This is a genomic window from Pseudomonas lundensis, assembly GCF_002269125.1.
In the GTDB taxonomy this organism is placed as follows: Bacteria; Pseudomonadota; Gammaproteobacteria; order Pseudomonadales; family Pseudomonadaceae; genus Aquipseudomonas; species Aquipseudomonas lundensis_A.
The window spans coordinates 1-18,703 of sequence record NZ_NQKI01000005.1 but is presented as its reverse complement, the minus strand read 5'-3'; the positions used below and the strand labels follow the sequence as shown (position 1 = coordinate 18,703).

Sequence of the window (18,703 nt, the reverse complement as noted above, 5' to 3'; positions counted from 1 at the left end):
CCCACGGGTGGGTGTAAGCTCACTGCTGGCTGGTTGAGTATTCTTCGCGCTCGGCCAACGCTGTTTTCAGATAATCCACCAACTGCCTGACTTTGGGCGACAAGTGCCGCTGCTGTGGGTAGAGGGCCCAGACTGCCGTATTGGGCGGTTGATGCGACTCCAGCAAAGACACCAGCGCGCCGCTTTTTAAATGTTCCAGCACGTAATAGTCGGGCAACTGACACAGCCCTACCCCCACCAACGCCGCATCCAGCACCGCCTGCCCACTGTTACAACGCCAGTTGCCTTGCACGCGCTGCGAAAACTCCCGACCGTCTTGTTGCAATTGCCAGAGGTCCGAACTGCCAATCAAACAATTGTGCCGGCCCAGTTCCGACACGCTGTGGGGGCGCCCGTAATGTTCCAGATAGGAAGGGGAGCCGCACAGGTACATGCGCCGTGGAGCCAGGCGGGTGGCTACCAAACTTGAGTCCTGCAAGCGGCCCAGCCGGATCGCAAGGTCCAGGCTTTCGTGCACCAGGTCCAGTGGACGGTTACTCAGTTCGATGTCCACCCGCAATTGTGGGTACAGGGCCATGAACCGCGTCACCAGCGGCACGATAAAGCGTTCGCCATATGCGACGGCGCACGTCATACGCAGCAATCCTTTTGGTTCGCCGGCGAGGTCGCCTATCGCACGTAATGCTTCTTCGTGTCCATCCTGCAACCGCTGGCAATGTTGCAGGAATGTCTGCCCGGCTTCGGTCAGCGTCACGCGCCGGGTGCTGCGGTAGAACAATCGGGTCTGCAACCGTTCCTCCAGCCGTGCTACCTGACGGCTGATATGGGAAGACGAAACCCCGAGACGTTCGGCAGCTGCTGTGAATTGACCGCATTCCGCGACGGCTACAAATTCGTCTATACCTTCCCAGCGGTTCTCGTTCATGGAGGATTGTCCCTGCCTGGCAATAATGTTTTGCTTTTGGCTGGATTATTAATCAGTCAGCGCTGATTTACACTCCATGTCTTGTTTTTACTTTGCTGGAGACGATCGATGATCAAGTCACGTGCTGCCGTAGCCTTTGAGGCCAAAAAGCCGCTGGAAATCGTGGAAGTGGATGTTGCCATGCCCAAGGCAGGCGAAGTGCTGGTGCGGGTTGTGGCGTCGGGCGTTTGCCACACCGATGCGTACACCTTGTCGGGTGCAGACCCGGAAGGCATTTTTCCGTCGATTCTGGGCCATGAAGGCGGCGCAATCGTTGAAGCCATCGGTGAGGGTGTTACATCGGTAGCCGTAGGCGATCACGTCATCCCGCTGTACACCCCGGAGTGCCGTCAATGTAAGTTCTGCCTGTCGGGCAAGACCAACTTGTGTCAGGCGATTCGCTCGACTCAGGGCAAAGGCCTGATGCCTGATGGCACTACCCGCTTCTCCTACAAGGGTCAGCCCATTTTTCACTACATGGGCACGTCCACATTTTCTGAGTACACCGTGTTGCCGGAAATCTCGGTGGCCAAAATCTCCAAGGATGCTCCGCTTGAAAAAGTCTGCCTCCTCGGCTGTGGCGTGACGACGGGCATCGGTGCCGTTATTAATACGGCCAAGGTCAAACCCGGCGATACCGTCGCTATTTTCGGTCTGGGCGGGATTGGTTTGTCAGCAATCATTGGTGCTGTGAAAGCCAAGGCTTCGCGGATTATTGCGATTGATATCAACCCGGCCAAATTTGAAATTGCCAAGCAGTTGGGCGCCACTGAGTGCGTCAATCCAAAAGACTTTGATCGTCCAATCCAGGACGTCATTGTGGATATGACGGACGGTGGCGTGGATTTCTCCTTTGAATGCATCGGTAATGTGCAATTGATGCGTGCGGCACTTGAATGCTGTCACAAGGGGTGGGGCGAGTCGGTGATCATTGGCGTGGCGGGTGCCGGGCAAGAAATCTCCACCCGTCCGTTCCAACTGGTGACCGGCCGCGTCTGGCGTGGTTCTGCCTTTGGTGGCGTGCGCGGACGTACTGAGTTGCCGAGCTATGTCGACATGGCACAAAGCGGTGAGATCCCGCTGGATACCTTCATCACCCATACCATGGGGCTGGAAGACATCAATAAGGCTTTCGACCTGATGCATGAAGGTAAAAGCATCCGTACGGTCATCCATTTCTAATCGGCAGCGGCCAGCCTCACGCAATTGGGGCTGGCGGCCTGGAGTTGTCCATGACACTGGAAAATATTTCCTGCCAGAAAAGCTTCGGTGGCTGGCACAAGCGCTACCGGCATCGTTCGCAGGTGCTCGGGTGTGACATGGTGTTTGCCGTGTATTTGCCGCCCCAAGCCGAGCAGGGGGCGACATTGCCTGTGCTGTACTGGTTGTCGGGGCTGACCTGTACCGACGAGAACTTCATGCACAAAGCGGGTGCCATGAAAATGGCGGCTGAGCTGGGTTTGATCCTTGTGGCGCCGGACACCAGCCCCCGCGGCGACGGTGTGCCCGGTGACCCGAACGGTGCGTGGGACTTTGGTCTGGGCGCGGGGTTTTATCTGAACGCTACCCAGCAACCTTGGGCTCAGCATTATCAGATGCATGATTACGTTGTGAAGGAGTTGCCCGCGTTGGTTGAAGCGCATTTCCCCGCTTCCCAGCGACGCGGGATTAGCGGCCATTCGATGGGCGGTCACGGTGCTCTGGTTTGCGCACTGCGTAATCCTGGGCGTTATCAGTCCGTTTCGGCGTTTGCGCCCATCAGCAATCCGATGGATTGTCCTTGGGGGCAAAAAGCGTTTTCTTATTATCTGGGCGAAGAACGTTCGCGCTGGCGTGAGTGGGATGCCAGTGCGCTGTTGGCTCAGGCGCGTGAGAAGTTGCCGCTGTTGGTTGATCAGGGGGGCAGGGATGACTTCCTGACTGTCCAGCTCAAACCTGACGTGCTGCAAAAGGCTGCTGAACTGGCCGATTACCCGCTGACGTTGCGCGTGCAGCCGGGCTACGACCATAGCTATTTCTTTATCGCCAGTTTCATTGATGATCACCTGCGCCATCACGCCAACGCACTGGGTGCCTAATAGCGCCCAAGGCGGGCCAAAGTAGGTAGAATCACGCCCTGACTTAATCGGGGCGTTTTTTTATGCGTATTGGCCACGGCTATGATGTGCACTGTTTCGCTGAAGGCGACTTTATTACCTTGGGCGGTGTGCGAATCCCACATAAATTTGGCCTTTTGGCTCACTCTGATGGCGACGTGCTGCTGCACGCGCTCAGTGATGCATTGCTGGGGGCTGCGGCACTGGGCGACATCGGCAAGCACTTCCCGGACACCGACCCTACCTTCAAAGGGGCTGACAGCCGTGTCCTGCTGCGTCACGTGGTAGGCCTTATCCACGCCAAAGGCTGGAAGGTCGGCAATGTCGACAACACCATCATTGCTCAGGCGCCAAAAATGGCACCGCATATTGAAACGATGCGCGCGCGGATTGCCGCGGATCTAGAGGTTGATTTGGACCAGGTAAACGTAAAAGCCACCACCACTGAAAAGCTTGGCTTTGTCGGTCGTGAGGAAGGCATTGCCGTGCATTCGATCGCATTGTTGGTTCGCGCATGAATGAACGTGATCTGTTGGGCCCGCGTGCTTATGGCGACGCATTGGGTACGGCTGTGCTCAAAGCCACGGCTGACGATTTTCAGGTCGATGAAGTGCTGGATATTCCCCTGTCCGGGGATGGCGAGCATTTATGGCTGTGGGTCGAAAAGCGGGGGCTGAATACTGAAGAGGCCGCGCGCCGGATTGCCAAGGCCGCTGGCGTGCCCTTGCGTACGGTCAGTTATGCCGGGCTTAAGGATCGTCAGGCGCTAACCCGCCAGTGGTTTAGCGTTCAGTTACCGGGCAAGGCTGATCCGGATCTGTCTTCGGCTGAAAATGACACGCTGAAAATCCTCAAGACTTCGCGTCACAAGCGTAAGTTGCAGCGCGGAGCCCACGCGGCAAACGGCTTCACGTTGCGTCTGACTCAACTGGCGGGTGACAAGGACGCGCTGCAGCAGCGTCTGGAGCTGATTGCCCGCCAGGGTATTCCCAATTATTTCGGCACTCAGCGTTTTGGCTGGCAGGGCGGCAATTTGGGGGAGGCGCGTGAATACGCCGCCCGCAAGGCCTTGCCCGAACAGCGCAATGTGCGTTCACGGCTGCTGTCGACAGCCCGCAGTTATCTGTTCAATCAAGTATTGGCCGCTCGCGTTGCCGACGGAACGTGGCAAAAAGCGCAAGTGGGCGACCTCTTGGCCTTTACCGACAGCCGGAGTTTCTTTCTCGCCGGTGAGGCTGAGTGCAGCGATCCGCGTCTGGCCATTTTGGACTTGCACCCTACCGGGCCGCAGTGGGGCGAGGGTGATTCTCCTACCCGGGGCGCACCCTATGAACTGGAACAGTCGATTGCCGAGCGTGAAGCTGATCTGCGCGATTGGCTGGTCCGTGCGGGCATGAGTCACGAACGACGCATTCTGCGGCTGCCCATTGGCCGGTTGACGTGGCATTATCCAGAGCCTGACATTCTGCAACTGGAATTTGTACTGCCGGCCGGATGCTTCGCCACTGTTCTGGTGCGCGAACTTGTTGATCTGGTGCCGTTGGGTCAAACGGACAGCCTATGCGTATTCTGATTTCTAACGATGATGGGGTGAGTGCCCCGGGCCTTGCAGCGCTTCACGCTGCACTGGCCGATTATGCCGAGTGCGTGGTGATTGCGCCCGACCAGGATAAAAGTGGTGCTAGCAGTTCGCTGACGCTTGACCGTCCGCTGCACCCGCATACCTTGGCCAATGGGTTTGTCAGCATTAATGGCACACCGACCGATTGCGTTCATCTGGGCATTCACGGTCTGCTGGACCCGCAACCCGATATGGTGGTTTCCGGGATCAACCTTGGGGCCAATCTTGGGGATGATGTGCTGTATTCGGGAACCGTCGCAGCCGCGCTGGAAGGACGGTTTCTGCAACGGCCGTCGTTCGCATTTTCATTTGTGTCGCGTCAGCTGGAGAACTTGCCGACGGCTGCTTACTACGCTCGCAAGCTGGTGCAAGCCCATGACCAATTGGTCCTGCCGCCGCGAACTGTGCTCAACGTGAATATTCCCAACTTGCCGTTGGACAAGATTCGCGGTATCCAGCTCACGCGTCTGGGGCACCGGGCGCGAGCAGCGGCGCCGGTGCATGTGGTCGATCCTCGTGGCAAGGCCGGGTACTGGATTGCTGCCGCGGGCGATGTTGAAGATGGCGGACCGGGGACGGACTTTCATGCGGTCATGCAAGGTTATGTGTCGATTACGCCGTTGCAGCTTGATCGCACGTTTGGCGAGGCATTCCAATGCCTCGATGGTTGGCTTGAGGGCTTGGGTTGATGGGGCGTGAACAGAGTGGCCTGATGCATCGCGGTATTGGCATGACTTCCGAGCGTACTCGTGAGCGGCTGATTCAGCGCCTGGTTGACGAAGGTATCGTCAACCAACACGTGCTTGAGGTTATTCGTCGCACCCCGCGTCACCTGTTTGTGGACGAAGCGCTGGCGCACCGGGCTTACGAAGACACCGCATTACCGATCGGCAACAACCAAACGATTTCCCAGCCGTATATGGTGGCGCGCATGAGCGAGCTGCTGCTTGAAGACGGCCCGCTGGACAAGGTCATGGAGATCGGCACCGGCTCCGGTTATCAAACGGCAGTACTTTCGCAACTGGTTGAACGCATCTTCTCGGTCGAACGCATCAAGGTGCTTCAGGACCGTGCCAAAGAGCGTTTGCAGGCGCTCAACTTGCGCAATGTTGTGTTTCGCTGGGGCGATGGCTGGGAAGGCTGGCCAGCGCTGGCGCCTTACAACGGTATTATCGTAACGGCTGTTGCAACCGATGTTCCCCAGGCGTTGCTGGATCAATTGGCACCGGGCGGCCGTCTGGTGATCCCGGTGGGTGCGGGTGAGGTGCAACAACTGATGTTAATTGTGCGCGAGGAGCATGGTTTTGCGCGTCGCGTTATCGGTAATGTGCGTTTTGTACCGCTTTTGAATGGCCCGTTGGCCTGACCCTCATTCATCTGCGCTGAATTATAGGGGCAGGCGGGGGTCATATAGCCCGACGCCAAGGCTCTGTTTAGCCTTACACGCGCTTTATACGGCGTGTTTAAGCGTCGGCTTTACTGTCTGTAATAGCTGCGTTGCCAGTTATACTTGCGCCACATTTCGGCCGGTACTGGCCATCTAATATTTAGCCACCATCAAAGGGAGCGGCGGGTGAGTCTCACAGTCATTGCGCAGCGTATGAGAACCAATAGCTATCACAGACTGGTGGTCGGTTTACTTCTGAGTGCCACGCTTGCCTTGCTGGCGGCCTGTTCCAGTTCGCCAAAAAACGGCGTGCGTGTTGTCGACCGTAATGGGGTGGCCCAGCGTCCGGCCGTGACCACTGGGCAATACGTGGTCCGGCGTGGCGACACCCTATTCTCCATTGCGTTTCGCTACGGGTGGGACTGGAAGGCGCTGGCTGCCCGTAACAACATCGGGGCACCCTTTACGATCGTGCCGGGGCAAACCATCCGCTTTGACGGACGAGCCGGCACCCGTCCGACAGCTGTCGCGACCAGTACTGTCACCTCGCCTTCATCGGGCAGTAAAACCACTGTCATCAAGCGCCAGGCCACAGCAACAAAGACCGCGGTCGCCCCGGCGCCATTGCCTGCCGGGCCTGCTCCCAAAGGGTGGGGCTGGCCTGCGAACGGTATTTTGATCGGTAAATTTTCTTCAAACGGTAGTTTGAATAAAGGTATTGATATCGCCGGAGATTTGGGACAGCCTGTTTTAGCTGCGTCGGATGGCTCAGTGGTTTACGCCGGGAGTGGATTAAGGGGCTACGGCGAATTAGTCATCATTAAACACAGCGATACCTATGTCAGTGCCTACGGTCATAATCGCAGGCTTTTGGTTCGGGAGGGGCAACAGGTCAAGGTTGGTCAGACAATTGCCGAAATGGGGTCAACGGGTACAGACCGGGTGAAACTTCACTTTGAGATTCGCCGACAAGGTAAGCCTGTAGATCCACTGCAATTCCTGCCGCGCCGTTGATCAGTTTCCAGCCCGTTCCTTGATGTAGTAAAGGAATGGGCTCCAGCTTTGCCAAGGATCAGGCGACGCTAGAGCTTGAGGTCGAACTCAACAAAGGACTATAAAATGGCTCTCAACAAAGAAGCGCCGGGGTTTGACATCGACGATGAGGTGCTCCTTATGGACCCTGATATCGTCATGGACTCGATGTCAGAAGAAGATGCTTCAACCCCAGCAGTTCGTACCAAGTCCAAAAGCTCATCTGCTTTAAAGCAGCACAAGTACATTGATTACACCAGGGCGCTTGATGCGACTCAGTTGTATCTCAATGAAATCGGTTTTTCCCCGTTACTCTCTCCCGAAGAGGAAGTCCATTTTGCGCGTTTGTCGCAAAGCGGAGATCCGGCCGGGCGTAAGCGCATGATTGAAAGTAACTTGCGGCTGGTCGTGAAAATTGCCCGTCGTTATGTCAACCGTGGGCTATCGCTGCTCGACCTGATTGAGGAGGGCAACCTGGGCCTTATTCGGGCAGTCGAGAAATTTGATCCCGAACGCGGGTTCCGCTTCTCGACATATGCCACCTGGTGGATCCGCCAAACGATTGAACGGGCGATCATGAACCAGACCCGCACTATTCGTTTACCGATCCATGTCGTTAAAGAACTCAACGTCTATCTGCGAGCAGCGCGTGAACTGACGCAAAAGCTCGATCACGAACCTTCCCCTGAAGAAATCGCCAATCTGCTCGAAAAACCCGTTGCTGAAGTCAAGCGCATGCTGGGCCTCAATGAGCGAGTGTCCTCGGTGGATGTTTCTTTGGGTCCTGATTCCGATAAAACCCTGCTCGATACCCTGACGGATGATCGTCCTACAGATCCTTGTGAACTGTTGCAGGACGATGATTTGTCGCAAAGCATTGATCAGTGGCTGTCGGAGCTGACCGATAAGCAGCGTGAGGTGGTCATTCGCCGCTTCGGGCTGCGAGGCCATGAAAGCAGTACGCTTGAAGATGTAGGGCTGGAAATTGGCCTGACGCGTGAGCGTGTACGCCAGATTCAGGTCGAAGGATTGAAGCGCTTGCGCGAGATTCTTGAACGTAATGGACTTTCCAGCGAATCATTGTTCCAGTAAGTCTTGTAGCACCCAGAACCCCGGCTAAAAGCCGGGGTTTTTTTATGCGTCACACTCGTTATGTTCATGGACATTCGGAGTGGAGTGGATCTCTTTATCACCTCTATCGGTAGGAAAAAGTTACTGGTTAGGGCATGCATTTCCCGCGGAGGTCTAAGACTTTGGTATTTGAAGTGAAGTGTCAGCGGAAAAAATGGTTTTTTGGTTCGCTGTTTTGTAAGCCATTACTTACTCTTTTTGTAAGTGAAAGGTTGGTGAAAGGTTGAGTGATCAGATTTTCTTACGCTGTTTAATATTTAACTATCTGATATTAATAGTTTTTTCTGTTTATTCGGGTTCGGCCGTGTAATAAAAATCTATATCTGGTGTGCTTGCAGCAAGTTTGGAAATCTCTAATATCAGAACTGTATCGACGGATCGATACAGCGCTCAAGGATGGACGTTGAAGGACATCGCAGGAAGCGATTCATCAGGATGATGAAAGGGAAAAAAGGGATTAGGGAATAAATGTGGGCGGGTCAAACCGCCCCTTTTTTATCTGGTATCAATGCCATAGACGGACGTTTGCACTCTGTGAACCATGTCTGCGTGTTACCCCCCTTATTAAAAGCAAAACGCCCAAGGTCAATCAGGCCTTGGGCGTTTTTTATGGCGTATCTAAAGTCGCAATACGCTTGGGCGGCTTACAACGTCGGGTAGTCGATGTAGCCTTCCGGTCCATGGGAGTAGAAAGTTTGCGGGTGGGCCTCATTGAGCGGAGCGTGCGCCTTGAAACGTTCAGGCAAGTCCGGGTTGGCGATGTAAGGCACGCCAAAGGCCACGGCGTCTGCTTTGCCAGCAGCCAGCAATGCGTTGGCGCTGTCTTGGGTAAAACGCTCATTAGCGATGTAAGGGCCGCCAAAGGCCTCTTTCAATTGCGGGCCCAGGCTGTCGGGACCTTCTGCTTCACGTGAGCAGATGAATGCGATACCGCGTTTGCCCAGTTCCCGTGCGACATAGCCAAAGGTTTCAGCCAGGTTCTCATCGCCCATATCGTGCAGGTCTGCCCGAGGCGACAAGTGCACACCCACACGACCCGGCCCCCAGACGCTGATAGCGGCGTCAGTCACTTCCAGCAGCAGGCGGGCACGGTTTTCCACTGAACCGCCGTACTGATCCGTGCGCTTGTTCGTGCTGCTCTGCAGGAACTGATCGAGCAAATACCCATTGGCGCCGTGAATCTCGACGCCATCAAACCCAGCGGCCTTGGCGTTTTCAGCACCGGTACGGTACGCCTCGACAATATCGGCAATCTCTGCTGTTTCCAGTGCACGCGGCGTGGGGAAATCAACTTTCGGACGCACCAGGCTGACATGGCCTTTAGCAGCAATAGCGCTCGGTGCAACCGGCGTATCGCCGTTCAAATAGGTGGGGTGGGAGATGCGCCCCACGTGCCACAGTTGCAGGAAGATGCGCCCGCCCGCTTGATGCAGTGCTTTCGTGATATTGGTCCAGCCACGTACCTGAGCGTCAGACCAGATCCCCGGAGTGTCCGGGTAGCCAACGCCCATCGGTGTCACTGACGTTGCCTCGCTGAGGATCAGGCCAGCGGAGGCACGTTGTACGTAGTATTCAGCCATCAGCGCATTGGGTACGCGGCCTTCATCGGCGCGGCAGCGAGTCAGCGGCGCCATGATGATGCGGTTGGGCAGTTCCAGCTCGCCCAGTTTGATGGGGTCGAAAAGGGTGGTCATGTCTGTAACCTCTCGTATCAGTGTGTGGCAGTGGCCAGTTCGGGATTACCGCCCTGGCGAAAAGTAATCAGGGTCACCAACAACGCCAGGACCGCCAGCGCTGCGGCAGCCAGCGGCACGCTGGTCAGGCCGAAGCCGTGGGCTATCACGCTGCCGCCTACCCAGGCTCCCAATGCGTTACCGATGTTGAATGCGCCGATGTTCAGGGTTGAAACCAGATTGGGGGCGGCTTTGCCGAACGTCACGACGTTGACTTGCAGCGCCGGTACGGCCGCAAACGAGGCGGTGGCCCAGAGGAACAAGGTGATTTCGGTTGGAATCACGGCCACGCTGGTCCAGGTCAGGACAGTCGATATCACGGCCATGGCGATGAAGACGCCAATCAGTGTGGCCGCCAGCCGCTTGTCAGCCAGTTTGCCGCCGATAATATTGCCGACGGTGAGGCCAAGACCGATCAGTAGCAGGGTCCAGGTCACGCCCCGCGGTGACACGCCAGTAACGTCGCCCAGTAACGGCGCCACGTAAGTGAACAGGGTGAACATCGACGCCGCAAACAAAGCGGTCATGCTCAGGGACAGCCAGATGCCAGCGCCTTTGAGCGCTCTGAGCTCTGCTTGCATGTCGAGTTTTTCTTCGTCACGCCTGGTTGGCAAGAAACGGATCAGGCCAATCAGTGCGACCACACCGATGACGGTGACGGCGAAGAATGTCGAGCGCCATCCAGCGGCTTGCCCCAGCGCGGTACCCAAGGGCACGCCCAGCACGTTTGCCAGTGTCAGACCGGTGAACATCAGGGCGACGGCAGAGGCGCGTTTGTTGGCTGGCACCAGCCCCGCGGCCACGACCGAGCCAATGCCGAAAAAAGCGCCATGGCAAAGTGCTGTGACTACGCGGGCAAACATCAGTACGTTGTAATCGCTGGCCACTGCGCACAGCAGGTTGCCGACGATAAAAATGCCCATTAATGCCACCAGCGCGGCCTTGCGTGGCAGTTTGGCAGTCGCCAGCGCCATGAACGGCGCGCCGATGGCCACGCCCAACGCGTAACCGGTTACCAGCCAGCCAGCACCGGGAATGGACACACCAAGGTCGGCAGCGACATCGGGCAACAAGCCCATGATGACGAACTCAGTGGTCCCGATAGCGAAGGCACTGAGCGCCAGGATAAGGAGCGAGAGGGGCATGAAAATCCTTGTTAAAGCGTTTGGTTGAATTGTTCGAGGAAGGCTCGGATGGTGTCTTCGTTACGTTTGAAAAAGTGCCATTGGCCGTGCTTTTGGCTAGTAATCAGGCCAGCGCGTTGTAACGTTGCTAGGTGTGCTGACACCGTTGACTGAGACAGGCCGCAGTGCTGGTCAAATTGACCTGCGCACACTCCGTGCTCGGTGGAGTGCAGTTGATCGGGAAATGATTTTTCCGGTTCTTTAAGCAGGTGAAGGATTTCTCGGCGTACTGGGTGTGCCAGCGCTTTTATTATTTCGTCGAGGTCGATGTTCATGGTGGCAGTGCTCAATGAGTTACAACGTTATATCGCGATGAAGCGAACTTTAAATCGTAATATCGCGATATACAAATATGATTTTGATCTGATATCAGTATAAATCGGTATATCGGGTTATAACGATATTGGAGGTGCAGTGCTAAACTGCGCGCCATGAATTATCTCGCACATCTGCACCTTGGCGGCCAGCGCCCTGAAGAATTACTCGGCAGCCTGTATGGCGACTTTGTCAAAGGACCGCTGCAAGGCGAATTCAGGCCGGGGATTGAGTCCGGCATTCAGTTGCACCGCAACATCGATGCCTTCACCGACGCTCACCCGCTGGTGACTCAGGCTCTGGCGCGGTTTAGTCGCACGCGGCGGCGGTATGCAGGCATCGTACTCGACGTGTTCTTCGACCATTGCCTGGCCCGCGATTGGGGGCACTATGCCGACGTGCCGCTGGAGCGCTTCACGGCGGGGTTTTATCGTGTGCTGGGTGCCGAGCCGCAGTTGCCCGGTCGATTGGCCGTCATTGCCCCGCACATGGCAGCTCATGACTGGTTGGGTTCTTATCGGGACTATCAAACGTTGGGACGGGTATTTACCGGGATTGCCCAACGCCTGTCGCGCCCTCAGGAATTGGCGGGTGCCATGCAGGACCTGGATGCGCTGTATCAGCCTTTAAGCCAAGACTTTCGAGCGTTCTACCCTGAGCTACAGGCTTACGCCGCTCATGCGCTGAGCGGGTGACCGCGCCTTGAGTTAGTGATGCAGTAACAAACCCGCCTGGGCTGTACTCGCAGGCCCCGTCTGTGGGGGGGCCGCGAGCACGCGTTCGATGGCTTGTTGCGCACGGAAAGCGAGGACTGCCCGTTCCTGATGCAGGCACGCTATGGGTTCGAGCAGGTGGATCTCCACGTCAGCCGTGTCGTGACTGAACAACCGCCTCAGATGCGATAGCAAATCGTCATTGCCTATAAAGGGCGCAATCGGGTCAGTCGTGCCTTCACGCAGATAACGAATCGCTACAGGTTGCAGGTGCGCGCCGCTGTCGATGGCCGCTGACAGCAGTCGGCCATGGAACGTGCGTACGCAGCGGCCATCCGTCGTGGTGCCCTCGGGAAACATCAGCAGCGGCAAGCCCTGACTCAAATGGTGACTCATCTGTTGGCGGATCAATTGGCTGTCGCCAGCACCGCGCCGGATAAACAGACTGCCAGCCTTGACGGCCAGCCATCCTGCGACTGGCCAGCCGCGCACCTCGGCTTTCGACAAAAATGACAGTGGCGTCAATTGGCCGAGCAGAGCGATGTCGGTCCATGACACATGGTTGCTGACCCACAGCATCGAGGCGTCCGGTAACTGGCCGAACACTTTGATGCGAAAGGGCAGGGCATTGCTCAGGCGCGCCATGAAAAACTGCGACCAGCACTGGCGCCTGTGCTGGGTACTGGAGAGTTTCAGGCGTTCCATCATGGCAAACACGCTGGCCATGCCCAGCCCCAGTCCCACTACGCTCAATACGCGGATCATTCGGCCATAACGGCGTATGCGGTCCATTACATGGCCGCCTTGAAGTGTCGGGCGTAACGCGGGCACAGCTCGTCACGTTTAAGCAAAATGAATACATCTGCCACCTGGAAGTCCTCATCCCAGCAAGGTTCGCCGCATATTTTCGCTCCCAAACGCATATAAGCCTTGAGCAGTGGTGGCATTTCGGCGATGACGTTGGTGGGTATTTCCTGTTTAGGAATCGGATTTTTCGGCTCGGCGCGTAGGTGTTCCGTGCACAGGTAACGTTCACGCAAGCGCTGCATGATGGCGTGGGCTTGAACGCCTCCGTCCTGCATCGGGATGCTCGCGCAGCCCATCAGGTAACAGTAATTGCCCTGGTTGAGGACTTCCGCCAATTCGCCCCACAGCACGGCGATGGTCCCGCCATTTCGGTAGGCAAGGTCGACGCAGGTTCGCCCGATTTCAAGGACTGGCCCCTGCAGGTGCGCCAGCCCGTGCAGGTTGAATTCTTCTTCGCTGTAAAAGTGCCCGATACTGCGGGCCGCCGTGTGGTCCAGCAGCCGCGTGGTGGCGACCAGATGGCCGCTGTTCAGATCGCGCACGCCGATGTGTGCGCAATGCCTGTCGAAGTCGTCCTGATCGAGGCCGCCTTCTTCTCCTTTCAGCTTGGCCTTGAGCTCATCACTGAATACCCGGAAACGCAGGGCCTGTGCCTCGCGCAACGCTTCGGGGCCGATCAGGCGTTCGGCCTGCAGGCGTCGTTCTTGAGCGGTGTCGCGAATGCGGGCGATTTGAGACATTGCGAATCTCCATGCAGGCCTGTGCCCGCCGAGGGTGACTGCCAATCGACTGAGGGGTGCAACGTCAGGCTAGGCAGGTGCAATGTCATCGCCATGACAATTGGGTGATGCTTGCATGACAGACGCTGCGCCGCTCTGCGCCTGATGAACTGTTGGAGTCGGCTGGCGTCCTACCCCATAAGCTAAAAAAATCCCTCGCATCGCTTGCATGTGCCCCGGCTCGGGGTAATGTTCGCCCACGTCTAATTGCTGAAGAGTTCTTATGTTTAAAGCGTGTTTGTCTTCTGTGTGCGCGATCTTGCTGACCCTGGGCGTAAGCCTGTCCGCGCAAGCCAATTGGTACCTGGATGGCGAGTCGTCGCGGCTATCGTTTATCACCACGCAAAATGCCAACGTTGCCAATGTGCATCGTTTTTTGGTTTTGCACGGCAAAGTGGATCGCAAAGGGCTGGCGCAATTGAGGATCGAGATGGATTCGATCAACAGCGCGGTGCCGTTGCTGGATGAGCGCATGCGTGATGTGTTGTTCGATTTCAAGCACTTTCCTGAAGCACAAATCACTGCGCAAATTGACCTTCAACCGATTAACGACCTGGCGCCGGGCGCACAGTTTGAGCTGCGTTTGCCGGTCACGGTCAGCTTGCGTGGCAAACAGCACACCTATGATGCTGAGCTGCTGGCCACCCGCCTGGATGAACACCGGTTTCAAGTGGTAACGCTGGAACCGCTGGTGGTGCAGGCCGAGGATTTCGGTTTGCAGCCCGCGCTTGAAACACTGCGCAAACTGGCGGGCTTGTCCGCAATCAGTTTTTCAGTGCCGGTGGGTGCGGTCTTGATCTTCACGGCCCGTTGAGATGGCCGGCGCAGTGTTTCCATGGCGCGACGCCAATCAGTTCGAGTTGCTGATCGACGGCCCGCAATTCTTCCCGCGTATGCTCGCTGCGATGGCCGACGCCCAGACACACATTGACCTTGAGCTTTATCTCGTCGAAAGCGGCGCGTGTGCCGAGGCCATTGTGGTCGCGCTGGAGCAGGCCGCCGCGCGCGATGTGCGCGTGCGTTGCCTGTTCGACGGGTATGGCAGCCTGGCATTTACCCTGGGGCTGCGTCGCAGGCTGATTGATGCCGGGGTAGAGCTGCGCTTCTACAACGGCATCAGTTGGCGCAAAGGCCTGAATAATCTGTATCGCGATCATCGAAAGCTGTTGCTGGTCGATCAACGATTAGCCGTGGTCGGTGGTACGGGTGTGACAGATGAGTTTTGGCAACCCGACACCAACACCTGCGACTGGCATGAAGTAATGGTCGAAATTCAAGGGCCCTTGGTGTTGGATTGGCAGATGCTGTTTGACCGCCAATGGCGCGCCAACATCAGTCGCAAAGCCTGGAAACCCGCCACGCACTTCGGGTTACCTCATTTACCCAGGGTGCCCACCATGGGCGCAGGCATGGGCCGTGTTGCCTACGCGGACGCTCACCAGCATCGCGATATTTTGAAGTCGCTGGTCAGGGCTATTAACAGCGCACAGCAGCGTATCTGGCTGGCAACGCCTTACTTCTTGCCGACCTGGCAAGTGCGCCGGTCACTGCGCCGGGCTGCCAACCGGGGCGTGGATGTGCGTTTGTTGCTCACCGGCCCCCGCACCGACCACCCTTCGGTACGTTATGCCGGGCATCGTTATTACCCGCGCCTGCTCAAGTCGGGTGTAAAGATCTATGAATACCAACCGTGTTTTTTGCACCTGAAAATGGTGCTGATCGATGAATGGGTCAGCATAGGTTCGTGCAATTTTGATCACTGGAACCTGCACTTCAACCTCGAAGCCAATCTGGAGGCGCTGGACCCGGCGCTGACTCAGGCCGTAGCGGCAAGCTTTGTCACGGACTTTGCCCAGAGTCAGGCCGTCAGTTTGCAGGCGTGGCAATCGCGGCCTTTATGGCGGCGCGTCAAACAACGTGTCTGGGGGTGGGTGGATCGGCTCGTGGTGAACCTGGTGGGGCGTCGCTAGCTGTTTTACCCGGCGAGCAACTGTTTTGCTCAATACGGTTACATAACGTTTCAGAACGTGCAAAATCAAGCGGCCTCATGGGCACTTGGAGAGCGTGAGCAGGATTTCTGGAGCGTTTTTGCATGACACCTTCGTTGTTGTTGGCAGTACTGGCCTCGGGCTTCATTTATGGCATCACGCCGGGTCCGGGTGTTTTGGCAGTGTTTGGCATCGGCGCTGCCCGTGGTCGCCGCGCGGGTGCGGGTTTCTTGTGCGGGCATCTGCTGGGCGATGTGATTTGGTGCAGCACCGCACTGGTCGCCATTGTCGGTGCCCGGGAATTTGGCAGTACCGCATTCAACGTCCTGGGTTTGCTCAGCGGCCTCTACCTTTTCTGGCTGGGCTTGCGTGCCGTGCGTGCACAGCCTGGCAGCGGGGCGCAGCAGGGTCCTGCCCGCCAGCCTTTTGCCCACGGCATTTTCTTCGGCTTGACCAACCCCAAAGCCTATCCCGTTGCCGTTGCTACGTTCACGGCCTTGCTTTCCAGTCGCGCCGAGTTGCTCACTTGGGCGATGTTGCCGTGGTTAATTGCCCTCAGTTTCGTGGGCGGAGCGGCGGCCTATGCCATTCTGGTCGGGATTGTCGGGGCCGGACACGTTCGCGCGCTGTATCAGCGCCATCAATTACTGATTACGCGTTTGTGTGGCGTCATGTTCATCGGGTTTGCGGTCAGCGCATTGGCGCATGCATTACCCGGTTTATGGTTGAGTCTGGTGTGACCTGAGCTGCAAGGAAACAGCCGGGGGAAGTGGTGTGTGAAGAGGATGGAGTGTGAGGTTTTACCTTCTGGCTTAGAGCTGCCCAATGGATATTAAAAGCTACCTTTCTCAATCCAGTTTCATCGACCTGTTGCTTGATGCCGTGTGCGTGGTGGACCGTCAGGGGCGTTTTATCTTTGTAAGTGCTGCCTGCGAGCGCATCTTCGGGTACACCCAGGATGAACTGATCGGAACGTACATGATTGAGCTGGTGTTGCACGCTGATCGAGCGCGCACGTTGCAAGCGGCTCAGGAGGTCATGGGGGGCGAGCCCAAACTTAATTTTGAAAATCGCTACCTGCACAAAGACGGCCGGATCGTGCATATATTGTGGTCTGCCCGCTGGTCCGAGACCTGGCAGATGCGCATCGCCGTTGCGCGTGACATTACCGAGCGCAAGCACGCCGAATCGAGGCAGCAAGCGTTGTTTGATATCTCTGAGGCAGCCCATGGTGCTGAAGATTTGATGCAGCTTTTCAAGCGCGTGCACCTGCTCATCGGGCAATGGCTGCCCGCGTTGAATTTCTCCGTGGCCTTGTGGGATCAGGCTCAAGGTACGTTGAGCTTTCCCTATCACGTGGATGACCACCCGCAACGGCAAAAAAATGAAGCCCTTGAGTTAAGTGAGCACGTTATTCGTACCGGGCAACCGATGTTGCACAGTTTGCCGGATGCGCCTTCGAGGCTGTGTGTGCCGCTGGCGACGCAAAAGGGCATTATTGGCGCGCTGCTGGTTAAAAGCTCGCTGGGCCAAGAGCGCTATACCGAGCAGCATCAAGAGCTGCTGCAATATGTGTCGACTCAAGTGGCTGCAGCGATTGAGCGCAAGCAATTACATGCCCGCTTGCAGTACTTGGCGCAGTACGATCCCCTGACACAACTTTACAACCGCGAATCACTGTATGAACGGCTCGACCGGGCATTGGCCAAAGCGAGGCGAGAGCACGGATTTGTCGGCGTGTTGTATGTCGATCTGGATCATTTCAAGCAGATCAATGATCAATATGGACACGGCATCGGCGATTGCCTGCTGCAGCAGATTGCCAGGCGCATGAAACATTGCGTACGTGAAAGCGACACGGTGGCGAGGATGAGCGGGGATGAGTTCGTGGTCGTGCTGGATAACCTCAAGCATCCGGACCATGCACAGATTGTGTCGCAGAAAATTTGCCTGAACCTCGGTCAGCCATTACTTATCGAGGGCCATACCTTGCATGTGCTGCCCAGCATTGGGGTGGCGGTCTACCCGGATCACGGAGAGGTCGCGCAGCAATTGTTGCACCATGCCGATACGGTGATGTACAGCGTGAAGAAAAGTGGTCGGGCGGTGTAAGAAGGTACTGCACAGACATGTCGCTTTCTGAAGACTGAAAGCGCAAAGAAGAAGTGGAGCGGGTGAAGGGAATCGAACCCTTATTGGGCATTTGGGGCCTAAAGCGTGTATCCGTGTAGTGGTCTCCTTCCGCTATGACCCGGTTTTACGGGTGAATAGCTCCGTTCTCGATTGTGCACCATGGTGCACCCTGATATCCATGCCCCCACAGACAGGTGACCAATCACCTATTGTTTAATCCTGAGGCCTTCAAAGCAGCGCATGGCAACGTAGACAAGGTAGTCCGGTCGCTAGTCCAGCGGAGTTCGGGCGGAAGGTGTATTAGTCGGCAAGGTGGCCAGCGTGTTCACTTCCACCGACACCGGTGTCGGTCAGCAGATCCGTCGCTTCGACTCGACGACCTTCACATCGCACCATGATCATCATGCCGATCGGCTACGGCAATGGTGCGCTGTTGGACATCTCGAAAATGGATGGTAGAGCTCCTTACGGGGACAGTATGCAAATGGCCAGTAGCCTTGAGTCATCATTCCTCATTAAGTGAGCGCATCCTTGTACGGCTAGCCCATTCGTACAGCAGAAGCATGCTTTATCCCCCCATTAGCATTTACTTTCGCGTCATCCATAGGCTGGTCAAGGGCCATCGGGTGCTGACGCCCTGCACAACACAAAAAGTATCTATTTTTTGAGGAAATGGTGCATTCTGGGCAGCCATTTTGATGAATGGTTTTTGTGACCAAAATTTGATTAACTGCCGTTGAAGTGGTAATCCCCCCTGAAAAAAGTACGCATCAGAAGTAGAATTTTCTCCTGACCGGATTAAGGAAATTTTGCGTGAAGA

The 18,703-nt window shown here is 56.5% G+C and carries 20 protein-coding genes; 13 read left to right on the top strand and 7 right to left on the bottom strand.

Annotation, left to right across the window (positions count from 1 at the left end):
- Positions 1-19: 19 nt before the first annotated feature.
- Positions 20-925: a LysR substrate-binding domain-containing protein gene (locus tag CJF39_RS04840; protein WP_094992409.1), complete on the bottom strand. Its 906-nt coding sequence runs from the start codon at positions 923-925 to the stop codon at positions 20-22.
- Positions 926-1,033: 108 nt separating this feature from the next.
- On the opposite strand from CJF39_RS04840, the gene CJF39_RS04835 reads away from it, so the two are divergent.
- The 8 genes from CJF39_RS04835 to rpoS all read left to right on the top strand — a co-directional run bounded on the left by CJF39_RS04835 (position 1,034) and on the right by rpoS (position 8,192).
- Entirely contained in the window at positions 1,034-2,146 is a 1,113-nt protein-coding gene (locus CJF39_RS04835; RefSeq protein ID WP_094992408.1) for an S-(hydroxymethyl)glutathione dehydrogenase/class III alcohol dehydrogenase, read from the top strand.
- A gap of 50 nt (positions 2,147-2,196) precedes the next feature.
- Positions 2,197-3,042: an S-formylglutathione hydrolase gene (fghA, locus tag CJF39_RS04830; protein WP_094992407.1), complete on the top strand. Its 846-nt coding sequence runs from the start codon at positions 2,197-2,199 to the stop codon at positions 3,040-3,042.
- A 62-nt stretch (positions 3,043-3,104) separates the two neighbouring features.
- A complete protein-coding gene (gene ispF / locus CJF39_RS04825; protein ID WP_070412640.1) occupies positions 3,105-3,578 on the top strand; it encodes a 2-C-methyl-D-erythritol 2,4-cyclodiphosphate synthase in 474 nt (157 codons plus the stop codon).
- Complete coding sequence (gene truD / locus CJF39_RS04820; protein ID WP_094992406.1) at positions 3,575-4,633, top strand: tRNA pseudouridine(13) synthase TruD; 1,059 nt, start codon at positions 3,575-3,577, stop codon at positions 4,631-4,633. Before ispF ends, truD begins: the two co-directional genes overlap by 4 nt.
- A complete protein-coding gene (gene surE, locus CJF39_RS04815) occupies positions 4,621-5,370 on the top strand; it encodes a 5'/3'-nucleotidase SurE (protein ID WP_094992405.1) in 750 nt (249 codons plus the stop codon). The genes truD and surE overlap by 13 nt, the downstream gene beginning before the upstream one ends.
- Positions 5,371-5,411: 41 nt before the next feature.
- Entirely contained in the window at positions 5,412-6,047 is a 636-nt protein-coding gene (locus CJF39_RS04810; protein ID WP_169964272.1) for a protein-L-isoaspartate(D-aspartate) O-methyltransferase, read from the top strand.
- 207 nt (positions 6,048-6,254) lie between these two features.
- Positions 6,255-7,082, top strand: a complete 828-nt coding sequence (locus CJF39_RS04805; RefSeq protein WP_047278248.1) for a peptidoglycan DD-metalloendopeptidase family protein — start codon at positions 6,255-6,257, stop codon at positions 7,080-7,082.
- Positions 7,083-7,187: 105 nt separating this feature from the next.
- The gene (gene rpoS, locus CJF39_RS04800; protein ID WP_094992403.1) at positions 7,188-8,192 is read left to right on the top strand and encodes an RNA polymerase sigma factor RpoS; all 1,005 of its coding nucleotides are present in this window, start codon (positions 7,188-7,190) and stop codon (positions 8,190-8,192) included.
- A 683-nt stretch (positions 8,193-8,875) separates the two neighbouring features.
- Here rpoS and CJF39_RS04795 read toward each other — a convergent pair.
- From CJF39_RS04795 to CJF39_RS04785, 3 genes are read right to left on the bottom strand one after another with little or no spacing between them, the layout of a single operon-like run.
- Positions 8,876-9,925, bottom strand: a complete 1,050-nt coding sequence (locus CJF39_RS04795; protein WP_094992402.1) for an alkene reductase — start codon at positions 9,923-9,925, stop codon at positions 8,876-8,878.
- 17 nt (positions 9,926-9,942) lie between these two features.
- A complete protein-coding gene (locus tag CJF39_RS04790) occupies positions 9,943-11,109 on the bottom strand; it encodes an MFS transporter (protein WP_094992401.1) in 1,167 nt (388 codons plus the stop codon).
- An 11-nt stretch (positions 11,110-11,120) separates the two neighbouring features.
- On the bottom strand, positions 11,121-11,423 hold the full coding sequence (locus CJF39_RS04785) for an ArsR/SmtB family transcription factor (RefSeq protein ID WP_094992400.1): 303 nt from the start codon (positions 11,421-11,423) through the stop codon (positions 11,121-11,123).
- 156 nt (positions 11,424-11,579) lie between these two features.
- Here CJF39_RS04785 and CJF39_RS04780 point away from each other — a divergent pair, with 156 nt between their 5' ends.
- Entirely contained in the window at positions 11,580-12,158 is a 579-nt protein-coding gene (locus tag CJF39_RS04780; RefSeq protein ID WP_094992399.1) for an ACP phosphodiesterase, read from the top strand.
- A gap of 12 nt (positions 12,159-12,170) precedes the next feature.
- Here the strand turns inward: CJF39_RS04780 and CJF39_RS04775 are convergent, their stop codons facing one another.
- Together CJF39_RS04775 and olsB are read right to left on the bottom strand one after the other, a co-directional pair.
- A complete protein-coding gene (locus CJF39_RS04775) occupies positions 12,171-12,968 on the bottom strand; it encodes a lysophospholipid acyltransferase family protein (protein WP_094992398.1) in 798 nt (265 codons plus the stop codon).
- Positions 12,968-13,723, bottom strand: a complete 756-nt coding sequence (gene olsB, locus CJF39_RS04770; RefSeq protein WP_094992397.1) for an L-ornithine N(alpha)-acyltransferase — start codon at positions 13,721-13,723, stop codon at positions 12,968-12,970. Before olsB ends, CJF39_RS04775 begins: the two co-directional genes overlap by 1 nt.
- A gap of 262 nt (positions 13,724-13,985) precedes the next feature.
- On the opposite strand from olsB, the gene CJF39_RS04765 reads away from it, so the two are divergent.
- The 4 genes from CJF39_RS04765 to CJF39_RS04750 all read left to right on the top strand — a co-directional run bounded on the left by CJF39_RS04765 (position 13,986) and on the right by CJF39_RS04750 (position 17,862).
- Positions 13,986-14,576: a YceI family protein gene (locus tag CJF39_RS04765; protein ID WP_094992396.1), complete on the top strand. Its 591-nt coding sequence runs from the start codon at positions 13,986-13,988 to the stop codon at positions 14,574-14,576.
- A gap of 1 nt (position 14,577) precedes the next feature.
- Entirely contained in the window at positions 14,578-15,732 is a 1,155-nt protein-coding gene (locus CJF39_RS04760; RefSeq protein WP_094992395.1) for a phospholipase D-like domain-containing protein, read from the top strand.
- Between the two features lie 122 nt (positions 15,733-15,854).
- Entirely contained in the window at positions 15,855-16,490 is a 636-nt protein-coding gene (locus tag CJF39_RS04755) for a LysE family translocator (RefSeq protein ID WP_094992394.1), read from the top strand.
- 85 nt (positions 16,491-16,575) lie between these two features.
- Entirely contained in the window at positions 16,576-17,862 is a 1,287-nt protein-coding gene (locus tag CJF39_RS04750) for a diguanylate cyclase domain-containing protein (RefSeq protein WP_094992393.1), read from the top strand.
- Positions 17,863-18,469: 607 nt separating this feature from the next.
- Here CJF39_RS04750 and CJF39_RS23150 read toward each other — a convergent pair.
- Positions 18,470-18,703 (bottom strand): hypothetical protein (locus CJF39_RS23150; RefSeq protein WP_212555974.1); only part of this gene is annotated, 234 nt, incomplete at its 5' end.

Coding starts and splice junctions, on each gene's coding strand:
- ispF (WP_070412640.1), top strand. CDS start 3,105: ATGCGTATTGGCCACGGCTATGATGTGCACTGTTTCGCTGAAGGCGAC.
- CJF39_RS04775 (WP_094992398.1), bottom strand. CDS start 12,968: ATGGACCGCATACGCCGTTATGGCCGAATGATCCGCGTATTGAGCGTA.
- truD (WP_094992406.1), top strand. CDS start 3,575: ATGAATGAACGTGATCTGTTGGGCCCGCGTGCTTATGGCGACGCATTG.
- CJF39_RS04840 (WP_094992409.1), bottom strand. CDS start 925: ATGAACGAGAACCGCTGGGAAGGTATAGACGAATTTGTAGCCGTCGCG.
- CJF39_RS04765 (WP_094992396.1), top strand. CDS start 13,986: ATGTTTAAAGCGTGTTTGTCTTCTGTGTGCGCGATCTTGCTGACCCTG.
- surE (WP_094992405.1), top strand. CDS start 4,621: ATGCGTATTCTGATTTCTAACGATGATGGGGTGAGTGCCCCGGGCCTT.
- rpoS (WP_094992403.1), top strand. CDS start 7,188: ATGGCTCTCAACAAAGAAGCGCCGGGGTTTGACATCGACGATGAGGTG.
- CJF39_RS04750 (WP_094992393.1), top strand. CDS start 16,576: ATGGATATTAAAAGCTACCTTTCTCAATCCAGTTTCATCGACCTGTTG.
- CJF39_RS04780 (WP_094992399.1), top strand. CDS start 11,580: ATGAATTATCTCGCACATCTGCACCTTGGCGGCCAGCGCCCTGAAGAA.
- CJF39_RS04795 (WP_094992402.1), bottom strand. CDS start 9,925: ATGACCACCCTTTTCGACCCCATCAAACTGGGCGAGCTGGAACTGCCC.
- CJF39_RS04785 (WP_094992400.1), bottom strand. CDS start 11,423: ATGAACATCGACCTCGACGAAATAATAAAAGCGCTGGCACACCCAGTA.
- olsB (WP_094992397.1), bottom strand. CDS start 13,723: ATGTCTCAAATCGCCCGCATTCGCGACACCGCTCAAGAACGACGCCTG.
- CJF39_RS04760 (WP_094992395.1), top strand. CDS start 14,578: ATGGCCGGCGCAGTGTTTCCATGGCGCGACGCCAATCAGTTCGAGTTG.
- CJF39_RS04810 (WP_169964272.1), top strand. CDS start 5,412: ATGACTTCCGAGCGTACTCGTGAGCGGCTGATTCAGCGCCTGGTTGAC.
- CJF39_RS04790 (WP_094992401.1), bottom strand. CDS start 11,109: ATGCCCCTCTCGCTCCTTATCCTGGCGCTCAGTGCCTTCGCTATCGGG.
- CJF39_RS04835 (WP_094992408.1), top strand. CDS start 1,034: ATGATCAAGTCACGTGCTGCCGTAGCCTTTGAGGCCAAAAAGCCGCTG.
- fghA (WP_094992407.1), top strand. CDS start 2,197: ATGACACTGGAAAATATTTCCTGCCAGAAAAGCTTCGGTGGCTGGCAC.
- CJF39_RS04755 (WP_094992394.1), top strand. CDS start 15,855: ATGACACCTTCGTTGTTGTTGGCAGTACTGGCCTCGGGCTTCATTTAT.